At 66.9% G+C, this 22,719-nt stretch carries 18 protein-coding genes and 2 tRNA genes; 14 read left to right on the top strand and 6 right to left on the bottom strand.

Going from position 1 to position 22,719, the window contains the following annotated elements:
• The first annotated feature begins 393 nt into the window (after positions 1 to 393).
• The gene (locus J0A90_RS02880) at positions 394 to 894 is read left to right on the top strand and encodes an Lrp/AsnC ligand binding domain-containing protein (RefSeq protein WP_035471562.1); all 501 of its coding nucleotides are present in this window, start codon (positions 394 to 396) and stop codon (positions 892 to 894) included.
• A 39-nt stretch (positions 895 to 933) separates the two neighbouring features.
• Positions 934 to 1,677, top strand: a complete 744-nt coding sequence (locus J0A90_RS02875) for a molybdopterin-synthase adenylyltransferase MoeB (RefSeq protein ID WP_035471564.1) — start codon at positions 934 to 936, stop codon at positions 1,675 to 1,677.
• A gap of 15 nt (positions 1,678 to 1,692) precedes the next feature.
• On the opposite strand, the gene J0A90_RS02870 is transcribed toward J0A90_RS02875, so the two are convergent.
• Positions 1,693 to 2,454, bottom strand: coding sequence for a lipopolysaccharide kinase InaA family protein (locus tag J0A90_RS02870; RefSeq protein ID WP_207036012.1), 762 nt, complete (start codon positions 2,452 to 2,454; stop codon positions 1,693 to 1,695).
• A gap of 227 nt (positions 2,455 to 2,681) precedes the next feature.
• On the opposite strand from J0A90_RS02870, the gene J0A90_RS02865 reads away from it, so the two are divergent.
• Positions 2,682 to 3,974, top strand: a complete 1,293-nt coding sequence (locus tag J0A90_RS02865) for an FAD-binding oxidoreductase (protein ID WP_207036010.1) — start codon at positions 2,682 to 2,684, stop codon at positions 3,972 to 3,974.
• A 64-nt stretch (positions 3,975 to 4,038) separates the two neighbouring features.
• On the opposite strand, the gene J0A90_RS02860 is transcribed toward J0A90_RS02865, so the two are convergent.
• On the bottom strand, positions 4,039 to 5,013 hold the full coding sequence (locus J0A90_RS02860; protein ID WP_207036008.1) for a LysR substrate-binding domain-containing protein: 975 nt from the start codon (positions 5,011 to 5,013) through the stop codon (positions 4,039 to 4,041).
• 131 nt (positions 5,014 to 5,144) lie between these two features.
• On the opposite strand from J0A90_RS02860, the gene J0A90_RS02855 reads away from it, so the two are divergent.
• The 6 genes from J0A90_RS02855 to J0A90_RS02830 all read left to right on the top strand — a co-directional run bounded on the left by J0A90_RS02855 (position 5,145) and on the right by J0A90_RS02830 (position 13,702).
• On the top strand, positions 5,145 to 6,266 hold the full coding sequence (locus tag J0A90_RS02855; protein WP_207036006.1) for an aldose epimerase family protein: 1,122 nt from the start codon (positions 5,145 to 5,147) through the stop codon (positions 6,264 to 6,266).
• A gap of 310 nt (positions 6,267 to 6,576) precedes the next feature.
• A complete protein-coding gene (locus J0A90_RS02850) occupies positions 6,577 to 7,566 on the top strand; it encodes an arabinose ABC transporter substrate-binding protein (RefSeq protein ID WP_207036004.1) in 990 nt (329 codons plus the stop codon).
• Between the two features lie 110 nt (positions 7,567 to 7,676).
• Positions 7,677 to 9,176, top strand: a complete 1,500-nt coding sequence (gene araG / locus J0A90_RS02845) for an L-arabinose ABC transporter ATP-binding protein AraG (RefSeq protein WP_207036002.1) — start codon at positions 7,677 to 7,679, stop codon at positions 9,174 to 9,176.
• A 63-nt stretch (positions 9,177 to 9,239) separates the two neighbouring features.
• Complete coding sequence (gene araH / locus J0A90_RS02840) at positions 9,240 to 10,241, top strand: L-arabinose ABC transporter permease AraH (RefSeq protein ID WP_035471575.1); 1,002 nt, start codon at positions 9,240 to 9,242, stop codon at positions 10,239 to 10,241.
• 235 nt (positions 10,242 to 10,476) lie between these two features.
• Positions 10,477 to 11,877, top strand: coding sequence for a GntP family permease (locus J0A90_RS02835; RefSeq protein ID WP_207036000.1), 1,401 nt, complete (start codon positions 10,477 to 10,479; stop codon positions 11,875 to 11,877).
• Between the two features lie 70 nt (positions 11,878 to 11,947).
• Positions 11,948 to 13,702 (top strand): IlvD/Edd family dehydratase, encoded by a 1,755-nt coding sequence (locus J0A90_RS02830; RefSeq protein WP_207035998.1) that lies wholly within the window; start codon positions 11,948 to 11,950, stop codon positions 13,700 to 13,702.
• 18 nt (positions 13,703 to 13,720) lie between these two features.
• Here J0A90_RS02830 and J0A90_RS02825 read toward each other — a convergent pair whose 3' ends face one another.
• Positions 13,721 to 14,140 (bottom strand): secondary thiamine-phosphate synthase enzyme YjbQ, encoded by a 420-nt coding sequence (locus tag J0A90_RS02825; protein ID WP_207035997.1) that lies wholly within the window; start codon positions 14,138 to 14,140, stop codon positions 13,721 to 13,723.
• 186 nt (positions 14,141 to 14,326) lie between these two features.
• Here J0A90_RS02825 and attM point away from each other — a divergent pair, with 186 nt between their 5' ends.
• The 3 genes from attM to J0A90_RS02810 all read left to right on the top strand — a co-directional run bounded on the left by attM (position 14,327) and on the right by J0A90_RS02810 (position 17,976).
• Entirely contained in the window at positions 14,327 to 15,112 is a 786-nt protein-coding gene (attM, locus tag J0A90_RS02820) for an N-acyl homoserine lactonase AttM (protein ID WP_207035995.1), read from the top strand.
• Between the two features lie 148 nt (positions 15,113 to 15,260).
• Entirely contained in the window at positions 15,261 to 16,388 is a 1,128-nt protein-coding gene (locus tag J0A90_RS02815; protein WP_207035993.1) for a zinc-dependent alcohol dehydrogenase family protein, read from the top strand.
• Between the two features lie 208 nt (positions 16,389 to 16,596).
• Positions 16,597 to 17,976: an aspartate ammonia-lyase gene (locus J0A90_RS02810; protein ID WP_207035991.1), complete on the top strand. Its 1,380-nt coding sequence runs from the start codon at positions 16,597 to 16,599 to the stop codon at positions 17,974 to 17,976.
• 268 nt (positions 17,977 to 18,244) lie between these two features.
• Here the strand turns inward: J0A90_RS02810 and J0A90_RS02805 are convergent, their stop codons facing one another.
• From J0A90_RS02805 to J0A90_RS02795, 3 genes are all read right to left on the bottom strand, one after another.
• Positions 18,245 to 19,318, bottom strand: coding sequence for an endonuclease/exonuclease/phosphatase family protein (locus J0A90_RS02805; RefSeq protein WP_207035989.1), 1,074 nt, complete (start codon positions 19,316 to 19,318; stop codon positions 18,245 to 18,247).
• A gap of 115 nt (positions 19,319 to 19,433) precedes the next feature.
• Positions 19,434 to 20,990 (bottom strand): glycerol-3-phosphate dehydrogenase, encoded by a 1,557-nt coding sequence (gene glpD, locus J0A90_RS02800; RefSeq protein ID WP_207035987.1) that lies wholly within the window; start codon positions 20,988 to 20,990, stop codon positions 19,434 to 19,436.
• A 374-nt stretch (positions 20,991 to 21,364) separates the two neighbouring features.
• Entirely contained in the window at positions 21,365 to 22,156 is a 792-nt protein-coding gene (locus J0A90_RS02795) for a DeoR/GlpR family transcriptional regulator (protein WP_207035986.1), read from the bottom strand.
• A gap of 385 nt (positions 22,157 to 22,541) precedes the next feature.
• Here J0A90_RS02795 and J0A90_RS02790 point away from each other — a divergent pair.
• Positions 22,542 to 22,618, top strand: a tRNA-Val gene (locus tag J0A90_RS02790).
• Between the two features lie 26 nt (positions 22,619 to 22,644).
• Positions 22,645 to 22,718: transfer RNA gene (locus J0A90_RS02785), tRNA-Val, on the top strand.
• The last annotated feature ends 1 nt before the right edge of the window (position 22,719 follow it).

Here is a 22,719-nt window from a genome sequence, read left to right as displayed (position 1 = left end):
CTCGCTTGGGTCGCTCACTTTCGCTCCTCACTTCCCATCCTCTGACGATGATCCGTATCTCCGAGCGCTGCTGATACAGCGTTTTCTCAATTGTGGCGCGTGCCTAGAGGTCCGACGTGACATCGTGTTAGTAATGATCCCCCCTTACCCGTGGGGAAGCGCTGCATCAATGCCTGCACGGACTCGGCGTCCCCAGCGAATGGCTACGTTGCGCAGTACTCGAAGGCTCGCCTAAACCCATGTCATGTCTCGCCTTCTGCGTTGCGTGCGCGTTGCCCTTGATCTCGTTCGGCGATTGATTCAGCGCTTCCCGAGCGCCTGCCGGCCGTTGCCGCTCGCGGTGGGTGGGGGCTCGTCACGCTTATCTTTCACCGGCTTGGAACAACGACAGCAATGAAAGCCAAATCACGATCGCTGGACCGGATCGATCTCAATATTCTGCGCTGCCTGCAGGAGAATGCGCGCATCTCCTACGTCGACCTGGCGGCTCAGGTGGGGCTCTCCACCACGCCCTGCCTGGAGCGGGTCAAACGGCTGGAGAAGGCGGGCATCATTCGCGGCTACAAGGCGGTGCTCGACCCCGCGGCTCTGCGCGCCAATTTGCTGGTGTTCGTCGAGATCAGCCTGACCACGCAGTCGCCGGCGGTATTCGACGAATTTCGTCGCGCGGTGGCCAAGCTGCCGCAGATCCAGGAGTGTCATCTCGTCTCCGGGCAGTTCGACTACATTCTCAAGTGCCGCATTCCCGAGATGTCGGCCTACCGCCAGCTGCTGGGCGATGTGGTGCTGACCCTGCCCGGCGTGAAAGAATCCAAGAGCTACGTGGTCATGGAAGAGGTCAAGGAGGAGCTGGCACTGCCGATCCCCGACCTCGACCGGCTGGAAGAGAAGTAGCCCGTCCGCTGGCGCGGCACGGGCGTCAAGGGATGAACGATGAACGATGAAGCACTGCTGCGTTACAGCCGCCATATCATGCTCGACGAGATCGACATCGAGGGGCAGCAGCGTCTGCTCGATGCCCATGTGCTGATCGTGGGGGCCGGCGGGCTGGGGTCACCGGCGGCGCTCTACCTGGCCAGTGCCGGCGTGGGGCGGTTGAGCATCGCCGATGACGACCACGTCGAACTTTCCAACCTGCAGCGTCAGATTGCGCATACCCAGGCTAGTCTGGGCGAATCCAAGGCCCGCTCGGCGTGCGCCGCGGCGCGCGCGCTCAATCCGGACTGCCAGGCGCAGCCGCTGACCACGCGCTTGAGCGGCGAGGCGCTGCTCGCCGCGGTCACCGAGGCCGACCTGGTGCTCGACTGCACCGACCGCTTCAGCAGCCGCTTCGCCATCAACCGCGCCTGCGTGGCGAGCCGTACCCCGCTGATCAGCGGCGCCGCGATCCGCTTCTCGGGCCAACTGGCGGTGTTCGACCACGCCGATGACAGCCCCTGCTACGCCTGTCTCTACGGCGAGCAGGGAGACGACGAGGCGCTGAGCTGCGCCGAGAGCGGGGTCATCGCGCCGCTGGTCGGGGTGATCGGTAGCTTTCAGGCGCTGGAGGCGCTCAAGTGGCTGAGCGGCGCCGGCCGAGTGCACCGCGGGCTCTCCACCTTCGATGCGCTCAGCGGAGAGTGGCGCCACTTCGCGCTGCCGCGCGACCCGGCCTGCCCGGTCTGCGCGCCGCGCTGAGGGCGGGACTCGGGCTCAGCGATTGGGCAGGGTCAGCGCGTCCAACCAGCGCTCGACCTCGGCACTTTCGGCCGGGCGCTGAAGATAGCGGCCAAGGAAGCGGCGCCAGGTGGCGCTGCGCCACTGTGGCAGACGGCGGGCGAAGACCTCGAGATCGCGGCGCTTCTCGCGGTTGGCGTTGAGCAGCGGGCGTGACTTCTCCAGGTCGATGAAGCGAGCCTCGAAGCCGGTGGGCGCGTCTGCGGCCGGGCGCAGGAAGACGTGCTTGGCATACAGGCTACCGTGGCGCCAGCGGCGGCCGTGCAGGGTGGCGAGCAGGTCGGCGCAGGTGTCGACGATGGCGTCGTGGGTCGCCGGTTCGAGCGTCTCCCAGTGGGCGTGATGCTCGATCATGTCGGTGTAGCCGCTCAGCGCCGGGGTCACCAGAATCGCCTGCCAGCCTCCGTCGCGACGCCGCTCCTCGAAGTAGGCGCTCTCCAGCGCGGGAATACCGAGACGCTGGAAGGCCGCGATATTGCGCGCCTCGCGGGCGAAGGTGGGCTCGCCCCAGGGGCGGCTCAGGCTGCGCCCGAGATGATTGGTCTGGCGCTTGAGGAAGAAGTCCCGCGGCGGCAGGCCGGGGGCCTCCAGGGTCATGCGGCACACCTCCGAGTGGCCGCCACGTTCCAGATTGGGCGCGTCCACCGGCGTCAGCGAGAGCGACCACAGGGCGTCGAAGTCTTCGAGTTCGTTGGCGGCGAAGTAGGGGCGTGCGTCGGCGGAGAGGAAGCGTTTCACGGGCATTCTCGAACTTGTGGCCAGGGCGGGGCGTGGTATCGTCGATGGCGCGACGACGGTACCGTACGCCTCGCGATTTCATCCGATCTTAACATTTCGTTTAAGCGGCGCTTAATCTTTCGCGCCTCTCGATGCCGATACGCGAGTCATCGATGCGAGACCGTACAGATGCCTGCGCGTGCCGCGACGCGGCGCTTTCCTTCCCATTGGCGGAGTTCGATGTCCCGATGACAGCCCAGACCACGGCCCAGGCGCCGCTTTCCTACTACCGGGCGAGTCGCCAGGTCGATCTCGCCCCCACCGCGCCGCTTCGAGGCGAGGTCAAGGCGGATGTCTGCGTGATCGGTGGCGGCGTCACCGGCTGCTCGGCGGCGCTGCATCTGGCCGAGCGCGGCTACCGGGTGGTGCTGCTCGAGGCGGGGGAGATCGGCCATGGCGCCTCGGGGCGCAGCGGTGGCCAGATCCTGCCCGGCTTCGGCACCGAGATGCCGGTGATCGACAAGGCGGTGGGGCGTGATGCGGCGCGGCGGCTGTGGGCGATGAGCTGCGAGGCGGTGCGCCTGACCCAGACGCTGATCGAGACGCATGCCATCCCCTGCGATCTGCGCTGGGGTTACGTGCATGCGGCGGTCAAGCCGCGCCACCTGAAGGCGATGCGCGAGCACGCCGACTATATGGCGCGGACCTTCGACTACCACGGCGAGCAGTGGCTCGACCGCGAGGCCCTGGCCGCCCACGTGCGCACCCCGCGCTATCTGGGCGGGCTCTACGATGCCGGTGGCGGCCACCTCCACCCGCTCAACTACACCCTGGGTCTGGCCCGTGCCGCTCAGCGCGCCGGCGCCGAGCTGCACCCCGACAGCCGTGCCCTCGATGTGATCCAGGGCGACCGGCCGCGGGTCACCACCGCGGCCGGCGAGGTGCGGTGCGATGCCGTGGTGGTCGCCGGCAATGCGTATCTGGGCAACCTGGTACCGGCACTGACCGGGCGCGTCATGCGCGTGGCCAACTACATCATCGCCACCGAGCCGCTGGGCGAGACCCGGGCGGCGAGCCTGCTGCCCAGCGATGCCGCGGTCTCGGATGCCAACTTCGTGCTCGACTACTACCGCCTCTCCGCCGACCGCCGGCTGCTCTACGGCGGTGAGGTGAGCTACACCGGGCGCGAGCCGCGCGGGCTCGATCGGCGCATGCGTGACAAGATGCAGGCGCTGTTTCCGGCGCTGCGCGGCGTGGGTATCGACTATCGCTGGGGCGGGGACGTCGGCATCACCCTGAACCGTGCCCCGGATCTGGGGCGGATCGGTCGCAACCTCTACTACGCCCAGGGATACTCCGGCCACGGCATGGCCCTGGCCGGCCTCGCCGGGCAGATCCTGGCCGAAGCGATCGGCGGGCAGTTCGAGCGTTTCGACGACTTCGCCGCCATCCGCCATCGCCATTTCCCCGGCGGCGAGCGCTGGCGGGTGCCGCTGCTGGCGCTGGCGACGACTTTCTATCGACTGCGCGACCGTCTCTGAGAGGCTCCCGCCGGGTGGCCGCGAACGGCACTCGGCTGGGCTCGACTAGTGCGTGCGGGTCGTGTCAGCGCTTGCTCGGGTCGGCGCGGTAGTCGCGGATCATCAGGTGCAGCACGTGCATCAGCCTTGCTGCTCCCGGCGAGAGACGGCGCTCGCGCAGGCTGATCAGGCCATAGGGCTGGACGCTCAGCGCCTCGGGCGAGGGTAGCGTGGCGAAGCGTGGCTGGGCGCAGAGCAGCTCGGCGACCTCCTGGGTCGTCACCGTGATCGCCTCTGACTTGTCGACCATCGCCAGCGCCATGTAGATGTCCGGGGTGTTGATGATGCGCTCGGGGGGCGCGACACCGAAGTGCAGAAACAGGTGTTCCACCCGCTGACGCATGAGTGAACCGGTCGGCTGCAGCACCCAGGGATAGTCGCGCATGGTGGTCAGGGCCGGCGCCTCGACGCGCGCCAGCGGATGGTCGTGACGGCAGATGAAGCACAGCGCCTCCTCGCCGATCTCCTCGAAGACGAAGTCGCCCGCGGGCAGGGCGCTGGGAATGCGCGCGATGGCGAAATCGAACTCGCCGTCGCGCAGTCGCGGCACCAGATTGTGGCTGACATCGACATCGATGTTGACCTGCAAATGCGGGCTGTCGCGGTGTACGCGCTCGACCGCGCTGGCGAGCAGGGTGACCGCCGGCGCCAGCACCGTACCCACCGAGACCGTACCGGCGTTGCCGGCGCTGAAGGCATTGAGCTCGTCGCCGGCCTGGGCCAGCGAGGTGAACATGCTGCGGGCGTGGCGGATCAGGATCTCACCGTACCAGTTGGGCGTCACGCCGCGGGCGTGGCGCTCGAACAGGCTGACCCCGAGCTGGCCTTCGATATCGCTCAGGAGCTTGGAGGCGGCGGGCTGGCTCATGCCCAGCTGGGCCGCCGCGCGATGCAGATTGCGGCACTCGTCGAGCGTCACGAACAGCTGCAGATGGCGGAACTTGAGTCGTGCTTGCAGGAACCAGTCGGCGGGCAACGGGGCCTCGGGTCGGGATTTCATGCGCGGGGTGATGCCTCCATTCGACGTTTTACCGATAGCGATCGCCGCCCGGCACAGGCTCAATCGGCGCGACAACCCGTCAGCGGCCCCGGTCGCCGCGGACTGCCTCTGCCACAGGAGTTTCAGCCCCCATGCCCTTGCCCGCCAATATCCAGCGCAGCGCTTTCGGCACCCTGCCCGATGGACGCCCGGTCAGCTGCTATCGGATCACCAACGAAAGCGGCATCGAGCTGCGGGTGATCGACTACGGCGGCATCATCCTCTCGCTGAAGACAGCGGACCGTGATGGGCGGCTCGACGATATCGTGCTCGGCTTCGATTCGCTGGCCGATTATCTCTCTCCGGCCTACCGTCAGGCCAACCCCTACTTTGGTGCCCTGATCGGACGTTACGCCAATCGTATCGGTGGCGCCGAATTCAGCCTGGCGGGCCAGCGCTACCGGCTGGCCAGCAACGATGGCGGCAACTCGCTGCATGGTGGCGACCCCGGCTTCGATCGTTGCCTGTGGCAGGCCGAGACCTTCACCGAGGCCCGCGGCAGCGGCCTGGTGCTGAGCCGTGTCAGTGACGATGGCGAGGCGGGCTATCCGGGGCGATTGAGCGTGCGGGTCAGCTATCTGCTGGGCGATGACGACAGCCTCGAGATCGCCTACCACGCCGAGACCACTCGGGCGACCCCGGTCAACCTGACCCAGCACAGCTACTTCAACCTGCGCGGCGAGGGCAACGGCGATGTGCTCGACCACCGCCTGATGCTGGCGGCCAGCGCCTTCACCCCGGTCGACGAGCAGCTGATTCCCAGCGGCGAGATCGCGCCGGTGGCGGGTACGCCGTTCGATTTCACCACGCCGATGGCGATCGGCGCGCGCTCGCGCCAGCACCACCCGCAGCTGCTGCGGGCCGGCGGCTATGATCACAATTTCGTGCTCGATGGCGGTGACGTCGACGACGCCGACGCCGACGAGCCGGGGGTCAGGTTCGCTGCGCGGGTGACCGAGCCCGAGAGCGGCCGGGTGCTCGAGGTCGCCACCAGCGAGCCGGGGCTTCAGTTCTACGCCGGCAACGCGCTCGATGGCACGCTGACAGGCAAGGCCGGCCAGCCCTACCGACAGCATGCCGGGCTGGCGCTGGAGACCCAGCACTTCCCCGATTCGCCGCATCGGCCCGATTTCCCCGATACGATCCTGCAGCCGGGTGAGGTCTACCGGTCGCGCACCCGCTATCGCTTCTCCTGCCTCGCCGCTTCCGCCTGAGGGTTGGTGACGCGACGGTTCGTTCGTCGACCCGCAGCGATCCGCGCCTGGTGGCGCTGTCAGGAGTTAGTTGACACTGTGAACGAAAGTCGCGGAAGACTTTAGTCTGGCGCTATCGCCCCATTGCAGACGGCGGCACCGCGCCGCGTCTCGTGTCTCTCCCGCTGGATACCCATTTGCGTATCGCAAATCGCGCTCCTCGTTATTAGTTGGTTATTGCGGCAGCGCTTATCGTCGAGCGCGTACGGCGCCGGCTCCCGGCGCGCCAAGAATGACAACCACGCGCCCACGAGGGCAGGGGGAGAGTCGCATGAATCGCAAGGTCATACCGTCGCTGCTGGCGCTGGGCGTCAGCCTGAGCCTGTGTTTCACGCCTGCGCTGGCGCAGGACGAGGTCAAGATCGGTTTCATCGTCAAGAAACCGGAGCAGGCGTGGTTCATCAACGAGCAGGATGCGGCGACCAAGCTCGGCCAGGAGAAGGGTTTCGAGGTGGTGCGGCTGGCCGGCGAGGATGGCCAGCAGGTGCTGAGCGCGATCGACAATCTCAACTCCCAGGGTGCGCAGGGGTTCGTGATCTGCCCGCCGGACGTGCGCCTGGGGCCGGCGATCGTCAACCGTGCCAAACAGTACGGCATGAAGGTGGTGACCGTCGACGACCAGTTCCTGGGCGCCGACGGCAAGCCGATGGCGGATGTGCCGCACCTGGGCATGTCGGGCTACAAGATCGGGCGTCAGGTGGGCGAGGCGATCGCCGCCGAGATGAAGCGGCGCGGCTGGGACCCGCAGGAGGTAGCGGCGCTGCGTATCAGCAACAATGAGCTGCCCACCGCCAAGGCGCGCACTGACGGTGCCACCGACGCGCTGCTCGATGCCGGCTTCGTCAAGCAGAACATCTTCGATGCGCCGCAGCAGAACACCGATACCAGCAGCGCCTTCGCTGCCGCCTCGCCGGTGTTCTCCAAGAACGGGCGCTTCGAGCACTGGGTGATCTACGCCCTCAACGAGGAGAGCGTGCTCGGCGGCGTGCGCGCCAGTGAACAGTACGGCCTCTCTCCGGAGCAGGTGATCGGCGTGGGCATCAACGGCTCGGGCGCCGCCTTCGCCGAGTTCTCGCGCCAGAAGCCGACCGGCTTCTACGGCACCGTGGCGGTGAGTTCGACCATGCATGGGCGCCAGAGCGCCGACAATCTCTACACCTGGATCACCCAGGACAAGAAACCCCCGGCCAATACCGAAACCACCGGCACGCTGATGACCCGCGACAACTGGCAGCAGGTGCGCGCCGACCTGGGGCTCTGAGCGCGTGACGTGGCGGTGCCCACGGGCGCCGCCACGACCACTGTGAGCGATCCCTGCACTGTCTTCAGTGTTCACCCCCGCGGTCGACGGCCGCGATCAGGAGAGTCGAGATGGCGAATTCCCCAGCCTATCTGCGCGTCGAGGGCGTCACGGTGACCTTCCCCGGGGTCAAGGCCCTCGATGCGGTCAGCTTCGAGGCCCGCCGTGGCGAAGTGCACGCGCTGATGGGCGAGAACGGCGCGGGCAAGTCGACCCTGCTCAAGGTGCTCAGCGGCGTCAACAAGGTCACCGACGGCGCCCTGTGGATCGACGGCGAGCGCCACGTGTTCGCCAACGCCCGCGAGGCGCTCGCTCGCGGAGTGGCGATCATCTACCAGGAACTGACGCTGTCGCCCAACCTCTCGGTGGCCGAGAACCTGCTGCTGGGCCAGCTGCCGGTGCGTTACGGCATGGTCGACCGGCGCGCCCTGCGCAAGCGAGCGCTGGCCATTCTCGAGGAGCTGGGCGAGGGCGTCATTCACCCCGCGACCAAGGTGCGCGAGCTCTCCATCGGCCAGCAGCAGATGATCGAGATCGGCCGCGCGCTGCTGCGCGATGCGCGCATCATCGCCTTCGACGAGCCCACCAGCTCGCTGTCGGTGCAGGAGACACGCCATCTCAAGCGCATCGTGGCGCGGCTGCGCGACGAGGGCCGGGTGGTGCTGTATGTCACCCATCGCATGGAGGAGGTGTTCGAGATGTGCGACGCGGTCACGGTGTTTCGTGACGGGCGCCATATTCGGACCCACCCGACCCTCGATGGGCTCGACCACGACACCCTGGTCAGCGAGATGGTTGGGCGCGAGATCGAGGATGTCTACGGCTACCGCCCGCGTCAGCACGGCGAGGTGCTGATGCGCCTGGAGGGGCTTGCGGGGCGTGGGGTGCGCGCGCCGGTGTCGCTGGAGATTCGCCGCGGCGAGGTGCTGGGTCTGTTCGGACTGGTGGGCGCTGGACGTAGCGAACTGATGCGCCTGGTCTGCGGCGCCGAGCGCGCCTCGGCGGGGCAGGTGGTGTTCGCCGGCGAGGCGCAGCGTTTCGCCAGCGCCCGGGCGGCGATTCGCGCCGGCATCGCGATGTGCCCCGAGGATCGCAAGTCCCAGGGCATCTTTCCGGTCGCCAGCGTCGCCGACAATCTCAATATCAGCTGTCGGCGTTTCTTCCGCCGCTGGGGCGTGTTTCGCCATGTCGGCCGCGAGACCGAGAACGCGCATCACTATATCCGCCAGTTGCGGATCAAGACGCCCGGGCCGCGTACGCCGATCGCCAATCTCTCCGGTGGCAATCAGCAGAAGGTGATCCTGGCGCGCTGGCTGGCCGAGCAGATCGAGCTGTTCGTGATGGACGAGCCGACCCGCGGTATCGACGTCGGCGCCCGACGCGATATCTACGCGCTGCTCTACGATCTTGCCGAGCAGGGCAAGAGCGTGCTGGTGATCTCCAGCGATCTCGCCGAGGTGAGCTCGATCTGTGACCGCATCGGGGTGATGCGCGACGGCGAACTGATCGAGGTGGTGGCGCGCGAGGAGGCCACCCCCGAGCGCCTGCTCGGCCTGGCACTGCCGGCGTGAGGCGCCGAGCCGCCGGCGCTGACGATCTCCATCGACCTTTTCCGTTCCAGAGGATGACCCCGCATGTCCAGTGACAAACTCGTCTCCCAGGCAGCCCCGGCCGCGGTGGGCCGGCGCGGGCTGCCCAAGCCGCTGCGCACCTTGCTCGATACCTCGGGGCTGATTGCCGTATTCGTGCTGCTGTTCATCGGCCTCTCGGTGCTGGTGCCGGACTTCCTGACCGGGCGCAACATCGTCGGTCTGCTGCTTTCGGTGACCCTGATCGGCACCATCGCCACCACCATGATGATGGTGTTGGCGCTGGGTGAGGTGGATCTGTCGGTCGCCTCGATCGTCGCCTTCGCCGGCGTGGTGGCGGCGATGGTCACCTCCAATACCGGCAGCGTCGTCGTCGGGGTGCTGGTGGGGGTTGCCGCCGGCGCCGCGGTGGGCGCCTTCAACGGTTTCGTGGTGGCGCGCTTCGGCATCAACTCGCTGATCGCCACCCTGGCGGCGATGGAGTTCGTGCGCGGGCTGGCCTACATCACCTCCGGCGGCGACGCGGTGATGATCACCGTGCCCGGCTTCTTCGATCTTGGCAGTGCCGCCTTTCTCGGCCTGACCCTGCCGGTGTGGACCATGATCGCCTGTTTCGTGGTGTTCGGCGTTGTGCTCAACCTGACCGCTTTCGGCCGTAACACCCTGGCCACCGGGGGCAACGCTGAGGCTGCCGCGCTGGCCGGGGTCAACGTGCGCCGGCTCAAGATCATCGTGTTCGCGCTGCAGGGGCTGGTGGCGGGTATCGCTGGTGTCCTGCTCACCTCGCGCATGGGGCTGGGCGACCCCAATACGTCACAGGGGCTGGAGCTGGCGGTGATCTCCGCCTGCGTGCTGGGCGGGGTCTCGCTCTCCGGCGGGGTCGCCTCGATCACCGGGGTGCTGGTGGGGGTATTGATCATGGGCTGCGTGCAGAACGCCATGGGGCTGCTCAACGTGCCGACCTTCTATCAATACCTGGTACGCGGCGCGATCCTGCTGCTGGCGGTGATGTTCGATCGCTGGAAACAGGCGCGACGGGCGGGTTGAGCGGCGACGATCTGGCCTACGACTTTGGTCTCCGGTGCCTCGACTTTGGTCTGGGTAGCGCCAGCCGCCACGGTGGGACGCGGCAGACGGGGTGCCGGCTTCGCAAGATTGATATTAAAAAACATATCTTAAAAAGCCTAAATTGCTATTAGTTGGTTATTGATCTCCGCCCGTAACGTGCAGGCTTCCACGCCAAGACGCCCGAGCCATCGCCCGGGCCCGTGAGGAGGAGTTCATGCAAGAGAGCGCACAGGCGGCTTCGGGATTGTCGACCCTGGGCCTGATGGGGATCGCGGCGCTGGCCATCGCCATCCTGCTGGTGCTGATCATCCGGGTGCGGCTGCATCCGTTCTTTGCCCTGGTGATCGTCAGTATCGGCACCGCGCTGGCGACCGGGATCTCGGTCGCCGACCTGCTGCCGACACTACTCGGCGGCTTCGGCAAGACCCTGGGTAACGTGGCGCTGTTGATCGGCTTCGGGGCGGTGCTCGGACGCCTGGTGGCGGTTTCCGGCGGGGCGCGGGTGCTGGCCGACACGCTGATTCGCCTGTTCGGACGTGACAAGGCCCCGCTGGGGCTGTCGATTGCGTGTCTGCTGTTCGGCTTTCCGATCTTTCTCGACGCTGCCTTCGTGGTGATGCTGCCGGTGATCTACTCGGTGGCCCGCGAGCTGAAGGCTTCGCTGCTGCTGTACGGCTTGCCGGCCGCCGGCGCCTTTCTGGTGATGCATGCGCTGATGCCGCCGCATCCGGGACCGGTGGCCGCGGCGGTGTTCTTGCAGGCGGATATCGGTCAGGTGCTGTTCGTGGCGCTGCTGGTGGGGCTGCCGACCTGGTATCTCACGGGCTATCGACTGTCGCTGGTCCTGGCTCGGCGTGCGCCCTTTCAGCGCGTGCCCGATCTGATGGGGGGCGAGCAGGAGCAGGTTCCCGCCGCCCGGCGTCCGGCGTTTGCCACCGTGCTGCTGGTGCTGCTGCTGCCGCTGGCGCTGATCTTTCTCAACACCGGGCTGTCGACGCTGGCCCAGAGTGGGGCGATCGCCGCCGATGGCGACCTGGTCCACGCGCTGATGCTGATCGGCGAGACGCCCATCGCGATGCTCATCAGCACCTGCGTGGCGATGTGGTTGCTGGTGCTGCGTTCACGCGAACGCGGCGCGATGGAGTCGATCAACGAGATCGTCGAGCAGGCGCTGGCGCCGGTCTGCAGCATCATCCTGATCACTGGGGCGGGGGGCATGTTCGGCGGGGTGCTGACGGCCAGCGGCATCGGCGATGCGTTGGCGGACAGTCTGCAGACGCTGGGTCTACCGGTGATTCTCGCCGGCTACGTGATCGCCGCGGTGATCCGTGTGGCTCAGGGTTCGGCCACCGTGGCCGGCACCACCGCCGCCGGCATCATGGCGCCGGTGGTCCTCGCCGATCCCTCGCTGGCCGGGCTGCCGGCGGCCTGCATCACCGTGGCGATCGTCGCCGGCGCGATCGGCTATTCGCACGTCAACGATTCCGGTTTCTGGCTGGTGGGGCGTTTTCTCGCCGTCGATACCAAGACCATGCTCAAGACCTGGACCGTGATTTCCACCGCGATCTCGCTGCTGGCCTTTGCCCTGGCCTGGCTGCTGTTCGCGGCGCTGTAGGCACGACCCTGACACGTACTAGACCCTGCGGGGCCGCGTTGCCGGCCCCGGCGGACCAAGGAGAGACGAGATGAGCGATGCTGGCGACAAGACCCCGCGACTGCGCTCCGCGGAGTGGTTTGGCCGGGCCGACAAGAACGGCTTCATGTACCGTAGCTGGATGAAGAATCAGGGCATTCCGGACCACGAATTCCAGGGCAAGCCGATCATCGGCATCTGCAACACCTGGTCGGAACTGACGCCCTGCAACGCCCATTTCCGCAAGCTCGCCGAGCACGTCAAGCAGGGCGTGCTCGAGGCGGGGGGCTATCCGGTGGAGTTCCCGGTGTTCTCCAACGGTGAGTCCAATCTGCGCCCCACGGCGATGTTCACCCGCAATCTGGCGAGCATGGATGTCGAGGAGGCGATCCGCGGCAACCCCATCGATGGCGTGGTGCTGTTGGTGGGCTGCGACAAGACCACCCCGGCACTGCTGATGGGCGCGGCGAGCTGCGATATTCCGGCGATCGTGGTGACCGGCGGGCCGATGCTCAACGGCAAGCACCAGGGCAAGGATATCGGCTCCGGCACGGTGGTGTGGCAGCTCTCCGAGCAGGTCAAGGCGGGTCAGATCTCGATGCACGACTTCATGGCGGCAGAGGCGGGTATGTCGCGCTCGGCGGGTACCTGCAACACCATGGGCACGGCCTCGACGATGGCCTGCATGGCCGAGTCGCTGGGGGTATCGCTGCCCCACAATGCCGCCATCCCGGCGGTGGACTCACGCCGCTACGTGCTCGCCCACCTCTCCGGCAACCGTATCGTCGAGATGGTCCACGAGGACCTCAAGCTGTCGAAGATCCTCACCCGTGAGGCGTTCGAGAACGCCATTCGCACCAATGCCGCCATTGGCGGCTCGACCAATGCGGTGATCCACCTCAAGGCGATCGCCGGGCGTATCGGGGTCGATCTGAGCCTCGACGACTGGACCCGGATGGGGCGCGGCACGCCGACGATCGTCGACCTGCAGCCCTCCGGGCGCTATCTGATGGAGGAGTTCTACTATGCCGGCGGCCTGCCGGCGGTACTCAAGCGTCTGGGCGATGCCGACCGCCTGCCGCACCCGGATGCGCTGACGGTCAATGGCCGCACGCTGTGGGAAAACGTGCGCGAGGCGCCGCTCTACAACGACGACGTGATCCGCCCGCTCGACAACCCGCTGCGCGACGACGGCGGCATGTGCATCCTGCGCGGCAACCTGGCGCCCAACGGTGCGGTGCTCAAGCCCTCGGCGGCGACCGCGGCGCTGATGAGTCATCGCGGGCGGGCGGTGGTGTTCGAGAACTTCGACGACTACAAGGCGCGCATCAACGACCCCGATCTGGAGGTCTCGCCGGACGACATCCTGGTGATGAAACACTGCGGCCCGCGGGGTTATCACGGCATGGCCGAGGTCGGCAACATGGGCCTGCCGCCGAAGATTCTGGCCCAGGGCATCACCGACATGGTGCGCATCTCGGATGCCCGCATGAGCGGCACCGCCTACGGCACCGTGGTGCTGCACGTGGCCCCGGAGGCGGCCGCCGGCGGCCCGCTGGCGGCGGTCGAGAACGGCGACTGGATCAGCCTGGACTGCGACAGCGGCAAGCTCGAGCTGGAGGTCGACGACGCCGAGATCGCACGCCGCCTGGCTGCCGCCGATCCCACCGCGGCGTCGAATCAGATCGCCAGCAGCGGCGGTTATCGTCAACTCTATATCGAGCACGTGCTGCAGGCCGACGAAGGCTGCGACTTCGACTTCCTGCGCGGCTGTCGCGGCGCCGAGGTGCCGCGCCACTCGCACTGAGAGGCTAGTTCGGCGGAATCACTCGCCACTCAGGGTGGCGGTGATCCGGCGCGCGCCGCCGTGCTGGCGGTGCTCGCCCAGCCAGATGCCCTGCCAGGTGCCGCTGAGCAGGCGGCCGTTGTCCACCGCCAGGGTCAGCTGGGTGCCGAACAGGCTGGCGAGAACGTGGGCGGGCATGTCATCAGGGCCTTCGAGGGTGTGACGCAGGCCGTCGAGCCGCTCGGGGGCGATGCGGGCGGCGAACAGCGCCATGTCATGGCGCACGTCGGGGTCGGCGTTCTCGTTCAGGGTCAGCGAGGCCGAGGTGTGCATCAGTTGGAGGTGGAGCAGGCCGGTCTGGACCTCTGCCAGTCGCGGCAGTGCCGCCAGGATCTCGTCGGTGACCAGATGAAAGCCGCGCGGGCGCGCGGAGAGCGTGAATTGCTGGCGGTGCCACATGGTTGAGACGTCTCCATGAGTATGTTGAGAGCGGGCATGCCTGGGACCAAAGTCCGCTGTTCATGCCGTTTGGCGCTGGCCTACTCTGACACGTCCGGTCGCCCGGCTGCGAGGTTCGATGCCGAGAACCGAAGTGCTCACCTAGTGGGCAATGTCGTCTTCGTGTGTTCCAACCAGGAGTGCGTCATGACTACCCCACGTCTTTACATGTTCCAGACCGGCACGCTCAAGTGCCGGGTGTGCAATATCAAGATGAATGCGGGGCTGGATGAGTACGAGATTCCGGTGCCCTGGTATCTGATCACGCATCCGCAGGGCAATGTGGTCATCGATGGTGGCTGCGCCGTCGAGTGCGCCAGCGACCCGGTGGCCCACTGGGGAGACGTCACCGCGGTCTACTGGCCGGTGATGCGGGAGGAGGAGGGGTGTGTCCAGGCGCTGAAGGCCTTCGGCATCGAACCCGAGGACGTGCGCTATGTCCTGCACAGCCACCTGCACCTGGATCACACCGGCGCCACCGGGCGCTTCCCCAATGCCACGCATATCGTACGGCGGCGCGAATACGAGTATGCCATGGCGCCGGACTGGTTCGCCGCCGGCGGCTATATCCGCGCCGATTTCGATCGCCCTGGGCTGAAGTGGCATCTGCTCGAGGATGGCGACGACGGCTATGACGTCTTCGGCGACGGCAGCATCCGCTTCATCTTCACCCCGGGGCATGCCCCTGGGCATGCCAGCTTTCTGCTCCAGCTCCCCGAGACCGGCCCGGTTCTGCTGGCGGTGGATGCGGCCTACACCACCGATCACTGGGAGGAGAAGGCGCTACCGGGCTTTCTCGCCTCGACCGTGGATACGGTGCGCTCCGTGCGCAAGCTGCATGCACTGGCCGAGAAAACCGGGGCGCTGGTGGTCACCGGCCACGACCCGCAGGCGTGGCCGACCTTCCGTCACGCGCCCGAGTACTATTCCTGACAGACCTAGATTCTCCTGACAGGCCGAGTTTTTCTGACAGACGGAGTGCCGGGCCTGGCATGTCGAATGCCGGGCCTGGCACATCAACGCCAGGCGCACCCGGCATGATGAGGCGTGCCGGGGCGATCCATCGAATAGGGAAGTCGCGATGAAAATGCATGCAGCCGTGATCCACGAGATGCAGAAGCCACGCCCGTACCGGGAGTCGCAGCCGTTGTCGATCGAGGAGGTCGAGCTCGACCCGCCCGGGCGCGGCGAGGTGCTGGTGCGCATGCGCGCCGCCGGGCTGTGCCACTCGGATCTCTCCACCATCAACGGCGATCGGCCGCGACCGCTGCCGATGGTGCTGGGGCACGAGGCCGCCGGCGAGGTGGTCGAGGTCGGCGAGGGCGTCGAGGATCTCGCGCCCGGCGATCATGTGGTGTTCTCGTTCGCTCCCAGCTGCGGCGCCTGCGCTTCGTGTCTCTCCGGGCGTGCGGCGCTGTGCGCGCCGGGGCAGGTGGCCAATGGCGCCGGGCACCTGCTGGGCGGGGGCATGCGCCTGCACCGGGGCGGGCAGAAGATCTATCACCATATCGGGGTTTCCGGCTTCGCCGAGTACGCGGTGGCCTCGCGACGGTCGCTGACGCGGATCGATGCCGATCTGCCGTTCCATATCGCGGCGCTGTTCGGTTGCGCCGTGCTCACCGGGGTCGGCGCGGTGGTTCATACCGCCGGCCTGCGTCTGGGGCAGTCGGTGCTGGTGGTCGGCCTCGGTGGGGTCGGTCTGGCGGCGGTGATGGGGGCTGCCGGGGGCGGCGCTCGTCAGGTGATTGCCGCCGACATCGCCCCAGACAAGCTGGAAACCGCCAAGGCAATGGGCGCCACCCATGTGGTCAACAGCAGCGACGCCGATGCCATCGAGCAGGTGCGCGAGATCAGCGGCGGTGGGGTGGATATCGCCGCCGAGTTCGCCGGTGTCTCCAGGGCGCTGGAGTTCGCCTACGAGTCTACCGCCCGCGGCGGTACCACGGTGACCTCGGGGCTACCGCATCCGGACGTGCGTTTCGCCATCAGCCCTACGCGGATGGTCGCCGAGGAGCGTACGCTCAAGGGTTCCTATCTGGGCGGGCACGTGCCGTCGCTGGACGTGCCTGAGTATATCGCGCTCTACCGCGCCGGCCGGCTGCCGGTGGAGAAGCTGCTGACCCACCGTCTGAAGCTGGACGAGATCAATCTGGGTTTCGACCGGCTTGCCAGTGGCGAGGCGATCCGCCAGATCATCGACTTCGACTGACGCGTCCAGGCTGCGCCTCGGCGAGACCTGCCACCGCCCGCGCTCCATCCGCGCGGGCGGTGGCGTTTTCGGGGCATGCCCAGCGCTAGCGATGGGCGCTGCAAGCGGTGCTGGGCCTGCTAGTCTTGAGTGAGTTCCGTGAGTGTTCTTAGCGCCGTCCCGCGGCCCGATTTCAACGGCATTCATCCGCCATCGTCAGGAGGCAACCATGACTCAACAGCGTATCGAACGTGACAGCATGGGCGAGCTCGAGGTGCCCGCCAGTGCACGCTACGGCGCCCAGACCCAGCGCGCCGTGAACAACTTCCCGGTCAGCGGGCAGCCGCTGCCGGGCGAGTTCATCGCCGCGGTGGCGCAGATCAAGCGCGCCGCCGCCGAGGTCAATCAGGAGCTGGGGCTGCTCGACGAGGCGCGCTCACGGGCGATCATCGCCGCCGCCGACGAGATCATCGCGGGGCAGCACGCCGATCAGTTTCCGGTGGACGTGTTCCAGACCGGCTCCGGCACCTCGACCAACATGAACGTCAACGAGGTGATCTCGCATCTGGCCAGCAGCGATTCGCTCACGGTCGGCCCCAACGATCATGTCAACATGGGGCAGTCGAGCAACGACGTGATCCCCACTGCGATCCATCTGGCCGCGGCGGTTCAGGTGAGAGAGCGGCTGCTGCCGGCGCTGCACTACCTGCGCTCGAGCATCGACGACAAGGCGCAGAGTCTCGACGACGTGGTCAAGACCGGGCGCACCCACCTGATGGACGCCATGCCGGTGCGTCTGAGCCAGGAGCTGGGCGGCTGGTCGAGTCAGATCGGCCAGGCGATCGAGCGGCTGGAGGATGGGCTCAAGCGGGTGACGCGCCTGGCGCTGGGCGGCACCGCGGTGGGGACCGGGGTCAATGCCCACCCCGAGTTCGCCCAGCGGGTGGCGGAGCGGCTGGCCCGCGATACCCATCTCGAGTTCCGGCCCAACGACAGTTTCTTCGCCAGCCTCGCTTCCCAGGACGCGGCGGTGGAACTCTCCGGGCATCTGCGCACCTACGCCTGCGCGGTGATGAAAATCGCCAACGACCTGCGCTGGATGAACTCTGGGCCGCTGGCGGGCCTGGGCGAGATCGAGCTGGAGGCGCTGCAGCCGGGCAGCTCGATCATGCCGGGCAAGGTCAATCCGGTGATTCCGGAGTCGGCGATCCAGGTGGCGGCCCAGGTGATCGGCAATGACACCGCGATCACCGTGGCGGGCCAGAGCGGCAACTTCCAGCTCAACGTGATGCTGCCGCTGATCGCCCACAATCTGCTCGGATCGATCCGGCTGCTGACCAACGTCAGCCGGCTGCTGGCGGATCGGGCTATCGCCACCTTCAACGTGCGTCGGGACAACATCGAGACGCCGCTGTCCAAGAATCCGATCCTGGTCACCGCGCTCAACTCGGTGATCGGCTACGATGCCGCCGCCGCCGTGGCCAAGAAAGCCTACCAGGGTGGCCGCCCGATCATCGACGTGGCCGAGGAGGAGACCGATCTTTCCCGCGAAGAGCTGAAACGTCTGCTCGACCCGGCCAAGCTGACCGAGGGTGGTATTCCCGAGTGAACGAATGCGACGCGCGCCACCTTTCGGGGTGGCGCACCGGGTTCAGCCGCCTGTAGGAGTGGGCTCGCTCGCGAAGGGCAGTAGCTGATACATTCATCTTCGGCTGACGTGGGCAGCGGGGCTTGGGCTTGCGCGTGCGTTGCGTCATGCCCGGCGATGGCCGCCGGCCAAAGATTCGCGAGCAGAGCTCGCTCCTACAGCAGATATGATCTGGCGTTGGTGGCGTGAAGGGGAGCGCTGCTGTTGCCGGCCAGAGTCAGCGTGTGGCTCATACCGGCGCTTCGCCGTGACGCTCCTTGGCCTCTTCGATGGTGTCGTCGGCGTCGCGGCGTTCCTCGGCGTCGGCGGCTTCCGGCTCGTTCTCGTCGGCCCGGCTGGGATCGTGACGCAGGGTGACCAGCATCGGGAAGTGATCCGAACCGACCTCTTCCAATCTGCGCATCGCCACCAGCGTGAACTGCTCGGAGACGAAGACGTGATCCAGCGGCCAGCGCAGGAACGGATACTTGGCGTGGAAGGTACTGTACTGACCGCGGCCGCGGCGTAGATCGAGCATGCCGCTGACCTTGCAGAACAGCTTGGTGGTGCGCGACCAGGCGACATCGTTGAGGTCTCCGGCCACCAGCGTCGCTCGCTTGTCACCGGCGATTGCTTCGCCCACCAGCAGCAGCTCGGCATCGCGCCACAGTGACTCGTCGCTCTCCGATGGCGCGGGCGGGCGCGGGTGCAGGGCATGCAGCCGTATGCGCTTGCCGCTTTCCAGGCGCACCCAGGCGTGGATCGAGGGGATGTCATCCTGGATCAGCCACTTCACTTCGACCTCTTCGAGCGGGAGGCGCGAATAGAGGTGCATGCCGTAGAGGTTGTCGAGCGGAATGCGCACCGCGTCGGGGAACTGTTCGCCCAGCGCTTCGTCGAGGCGGTCTCCCCACCAGCGGTCGGATTCCAGCGTCAGCAGCAGGTCGGGCCGGTGCTGCTCGACCTGAGAGATCAGCTTGTGTGCCTGGCGGTTGGGGGTGAGCACGTTGGAGACCAGCAGCGTGAGCTCGTGGCTGGCATCGCGCTCGCGTGCCTTGACCACCGCGCAGCGGGCCAGCGGGGTCCAGGGGTAGATGCGGGCCCACTGCACGCCGGCGGCGACCAGGCTGGCGCCGACGCCGCACCAGTGCCACCAGGCGTGGGGCTGACAGGCGAGCTGGAGCAGTGCCAGCGCGGTGGCGATACAGGCGATCTGCAGCAGGGGGAAGTCGAAACTTCTCACGCTCCAGTGCCGGATCCGCAGATAGGGCACCAGGGTCACGATCAGTACCAGGCAGCCCAGCAGCGTGAACAGGAGTTGCAAGGCGGAAATCCTCGGAAAAGAGCGGCGGGTGCCTCCAGCGTAGCAGAGGGCCGGGAACACACCGCCGTTTTCCGAGCGCAGGGAACGACGCCCGGCGCGGGGATCGCTGCCCGGCTCAGGTCTCGCTCACCGCCGCTGCCGGGCTGGCTACGTCGCTGGCTACATTGCTGGTTGCGGTCAGGCGCGGATGGGTGGCGAGATAGGCGTCCAGCGCCGCGACCTGGGCCGGCGTCATCGCCAGCCCCAGCTTGGTGCGTCGCCACAGGATGTCGTCACTGGTGCGGGCCCACTCGTGGTCGATCAGATAGTCGACCTCGGCGCGGGTCAGGCCGCCACCGAATTCTTCCCCCAGCGCCTCACGGCGGCTGACGCCGTCGAGGAAGCGAAGACACAGGCTGCCGTAGCTGGAGGCGAAGCGCTCTGCCCACGCCGCCGGCAGAAACGCGTAGTCGCGCTGGAGGCGGGCGGCGAACGCCTCGCGGCCATCGATGTCGCCCCCGGGCAGGGTGGCCTCGGCGGTCCAGGCCGCGCGCATCTGCGGCAGCAGCGGCTGCAGCTTGCGCAGGGCCGCTTCGGCGAGCTTGCGATAGGTGGTGATCTTGCCGCCGAAGATCGACAGCAGCGGGGCGCCGTGGGTGTCGAGGTCCAAGGTGTAGTCGCGGGTCATCGCCGAGGGGTTTTCCGACTCGTCGTCGCACAGCGGGCGCACCCCGGAGTAGGTGGCGATGACATCGTCGCGGCTGAGCTGACGCTGGAAATGGCCATTGAGTACCTCGAGCAGATAGCCGATCTCCTCCTCGCTGATACCGACGCAGGACGGATCGCCCTGATAGCGGCGGTCGGTGGTGCCGATCAGGCTGTAGTGCTGCTGGTAGGGCAGCACGAAGACGATACGCCCATCCTGATTCTGCAGGATGTAGGCGCGCTCGTCCTGGTTGAGCCGCGGTACGATCAGATGGCTGCCCTGGATCATGCGGATACCGTAGCGCGACTGGCGCTGGGCGCTGCCCTTGACGAAGGACTCGACCCACGGCCCGCTGGCGTTGACCAGTACCTTGCCGCGGACCTGACGGGTCTCGCCGGAGAGACGATCTTCCAGCGTCACCCGCCAGCCGCCATTCTCCTCGTTGGCCGCGCTGCAGCGCGTACGCAGGCGGATATCGGCGCCCTTGTCCTGGGCCTGGAGCGCGTTGAGCAGCACCAGACGGGCGTCGTCCACCCAGCAGTCGGAGTACTCGAAGCCGCGCTTGATCTCCGGCACGAGGGGGCCTTGGGCATCGAATGTCAGCCGCTTGGCGTTGGGCAGGCTGTCGCGGTGGCTGAGGTGATCATAGAGGAAGAGCCCGGCACGGATCATCCAGGCGGGGCGCAGGTGCGGCTGGTGGGGCAGAATGAAGCGCATCGGCCAGACGATATGCGGTGCCTTGCGCAGCATCACCTCGCGCTCGCGCAACGCCTCGCGCACCAGTCGGAACTCGCGGTGTTCGAGATAGCGCAGACCGCCATGGATCAGCTTGCTGCTGGCGGAAGAGGTCGCGCTGGCCAAGTCGGCCTGCTCGCACAGCAGCACCGACAGGCCGCGGCCAGCGGCATCGTTGGCGATACCGGTGCCATTGATGCCGCCGCCCACGACGATCATGTCGTAGGTCTTGTCTTGCGCCACCGTGCTCATGCCGTCTCCCCCGTGTCGTGTGAGATGTGTTTTCGAAAACGAAAATAGACCAATCATTTTCGAACATCAATAGGCGGTATCTGTTTTCGCGGTGAAAATCGGCGCTGAGGGCGGGGGCATGAGTCGCTGACTCGCCGCTCGCCTCGGATGGTCGAATCGCGGGACGCCGTGCCGCGGCGTCGGCGGTGAGCCTGGCCGTCCCGTGGTGGCGTCTCGAGATGGCGTCCAGCGGGGCGGAACAAGGCGGGCTAGCACAGCGGGGCTAGAACAGGGGGCAGAAGATAGGCCGGTGCCGTGACGCCGCCCCGAACCGGGGGTGGGGCGGTGGGAGCAGAGCAGGCCGCGTGTCCGGCGCCGGCTCAGTGCGCTGTGGCTCAGTTCTCGCTGGCCTGGGCCGCCGCCGCTTCGCCGGCCACATGCAGTTCGACGCCGTGCTCGTGCATCAGGCGGACCAGGGTATCCGGCGGCTGGCGGTCGGTGAAGAAGGCGTCGACCTGGCTCAGGTTGCCCTGGCGTACCACGGCGTTGCGCTGGAACTTGGAGTGATCGGCGGCGAGGTAGACCTGGCGCGAGTTGCGGATGATCGCCTGGGCCACGCGCACTTCCTGATAGTCGAACTCCAGCAGCGAGCCGTCGCGGTCGATACCGCTGATGCCGATGATGCCGTAGTCGACCTTGAACTGATTGATGAAGTCGATCGTCGCCTCGCCGATGATGCCGCCATCGCGAGAGCGCACCTGGCCGCCGGCGACGATGACGTTGAAGTCGGTCTTGTGCTGGAGGATGGCGGCGACGTTGAGATTGTTGGTGATCACCTCGAGACCGCTGTGCTGGCACAGCGCCTCGGCGATGAACTCGTTGCTGGTGCCGATGTTGATGAACAGGGAGGCCGAGTCGGGAATCTGGGTGACCAACAGCTCGGCAATGCGTCGCTTGGCCTCGAGATTGAGCGTCTTGCGCGTGTGGTAGGCGGTGTTGACGGTGCTCGATTCCAGCCCGGCGCCACCATGGACTCGGCGTACCGCGCCCTCTTCGGCGAGCTGGTTGAGGTCCCGGCGAATGGTCTGCGGGGTGACGTTGAACTCTGTTGCCAGCTGCTCGATGGCGGCGTAGCCCTGACGTTTGACCAGGGCGATGATGGCTTCGTGGCGGTCCTGCTGGGTCATGTTGGGTCCTGGGGCGGCTGGCGACACGGTGACAACGCCGCGGGCACAGGCTCGAGCGCGGCGTTGTCCTGCCATGGCCGGCGAGCTGCACGGCCGATGTTGTGATGCGAATATTATCAGAAGGTGCCGTTCACGCAGGCATAAAAGGGGCCCGAGACGGCTTCTACAGGGCCCTCCAGGGGTAGACCATGGTCTGGTATCTGTTCGCTTGGGGTGATTAAAGTCAGGGCAGACAACGGCTTGGCGAATTTTTTTACGCGCCAAGGGTTGCAATACTCTGCGGCATGGGTAGAATTCGCTTCCGTTGTCACGGCGAGGCAGGCCGGATGACTTCGGTGCAAAGTCAGCTAAATCAGTTTGGCGGCAGCACCACAGCGACATCAGCAGGACCGTAGCTCAGTTGGTTAGAGCGCCACGTTGACATCGTGGAGGTCAGCGGTTCAAATCCGCTCGGTCCTACCAGTCGCTTCAAAGTGCCCTCAGTTTGCAGGACCGTAGCTCAGTTGGTTAGAGCGCCACGTTGACATCGTGGAGGTCAGCGGTTCAAATCCGCTCGGTCCTAC

This window comes from Salinicola sp. DM10 (assembly GCF_017306975.2).
Lineage (GTDB): Bacteria > Pseudomonadota > Gammaproteobacteria > Pseudomonadales > Halomonadaceae > Salinicola.
Note: the sequence above shows the minus strand (reverse complement) of the source record. Positions and strands in the feature narration are given on the sequence as shown.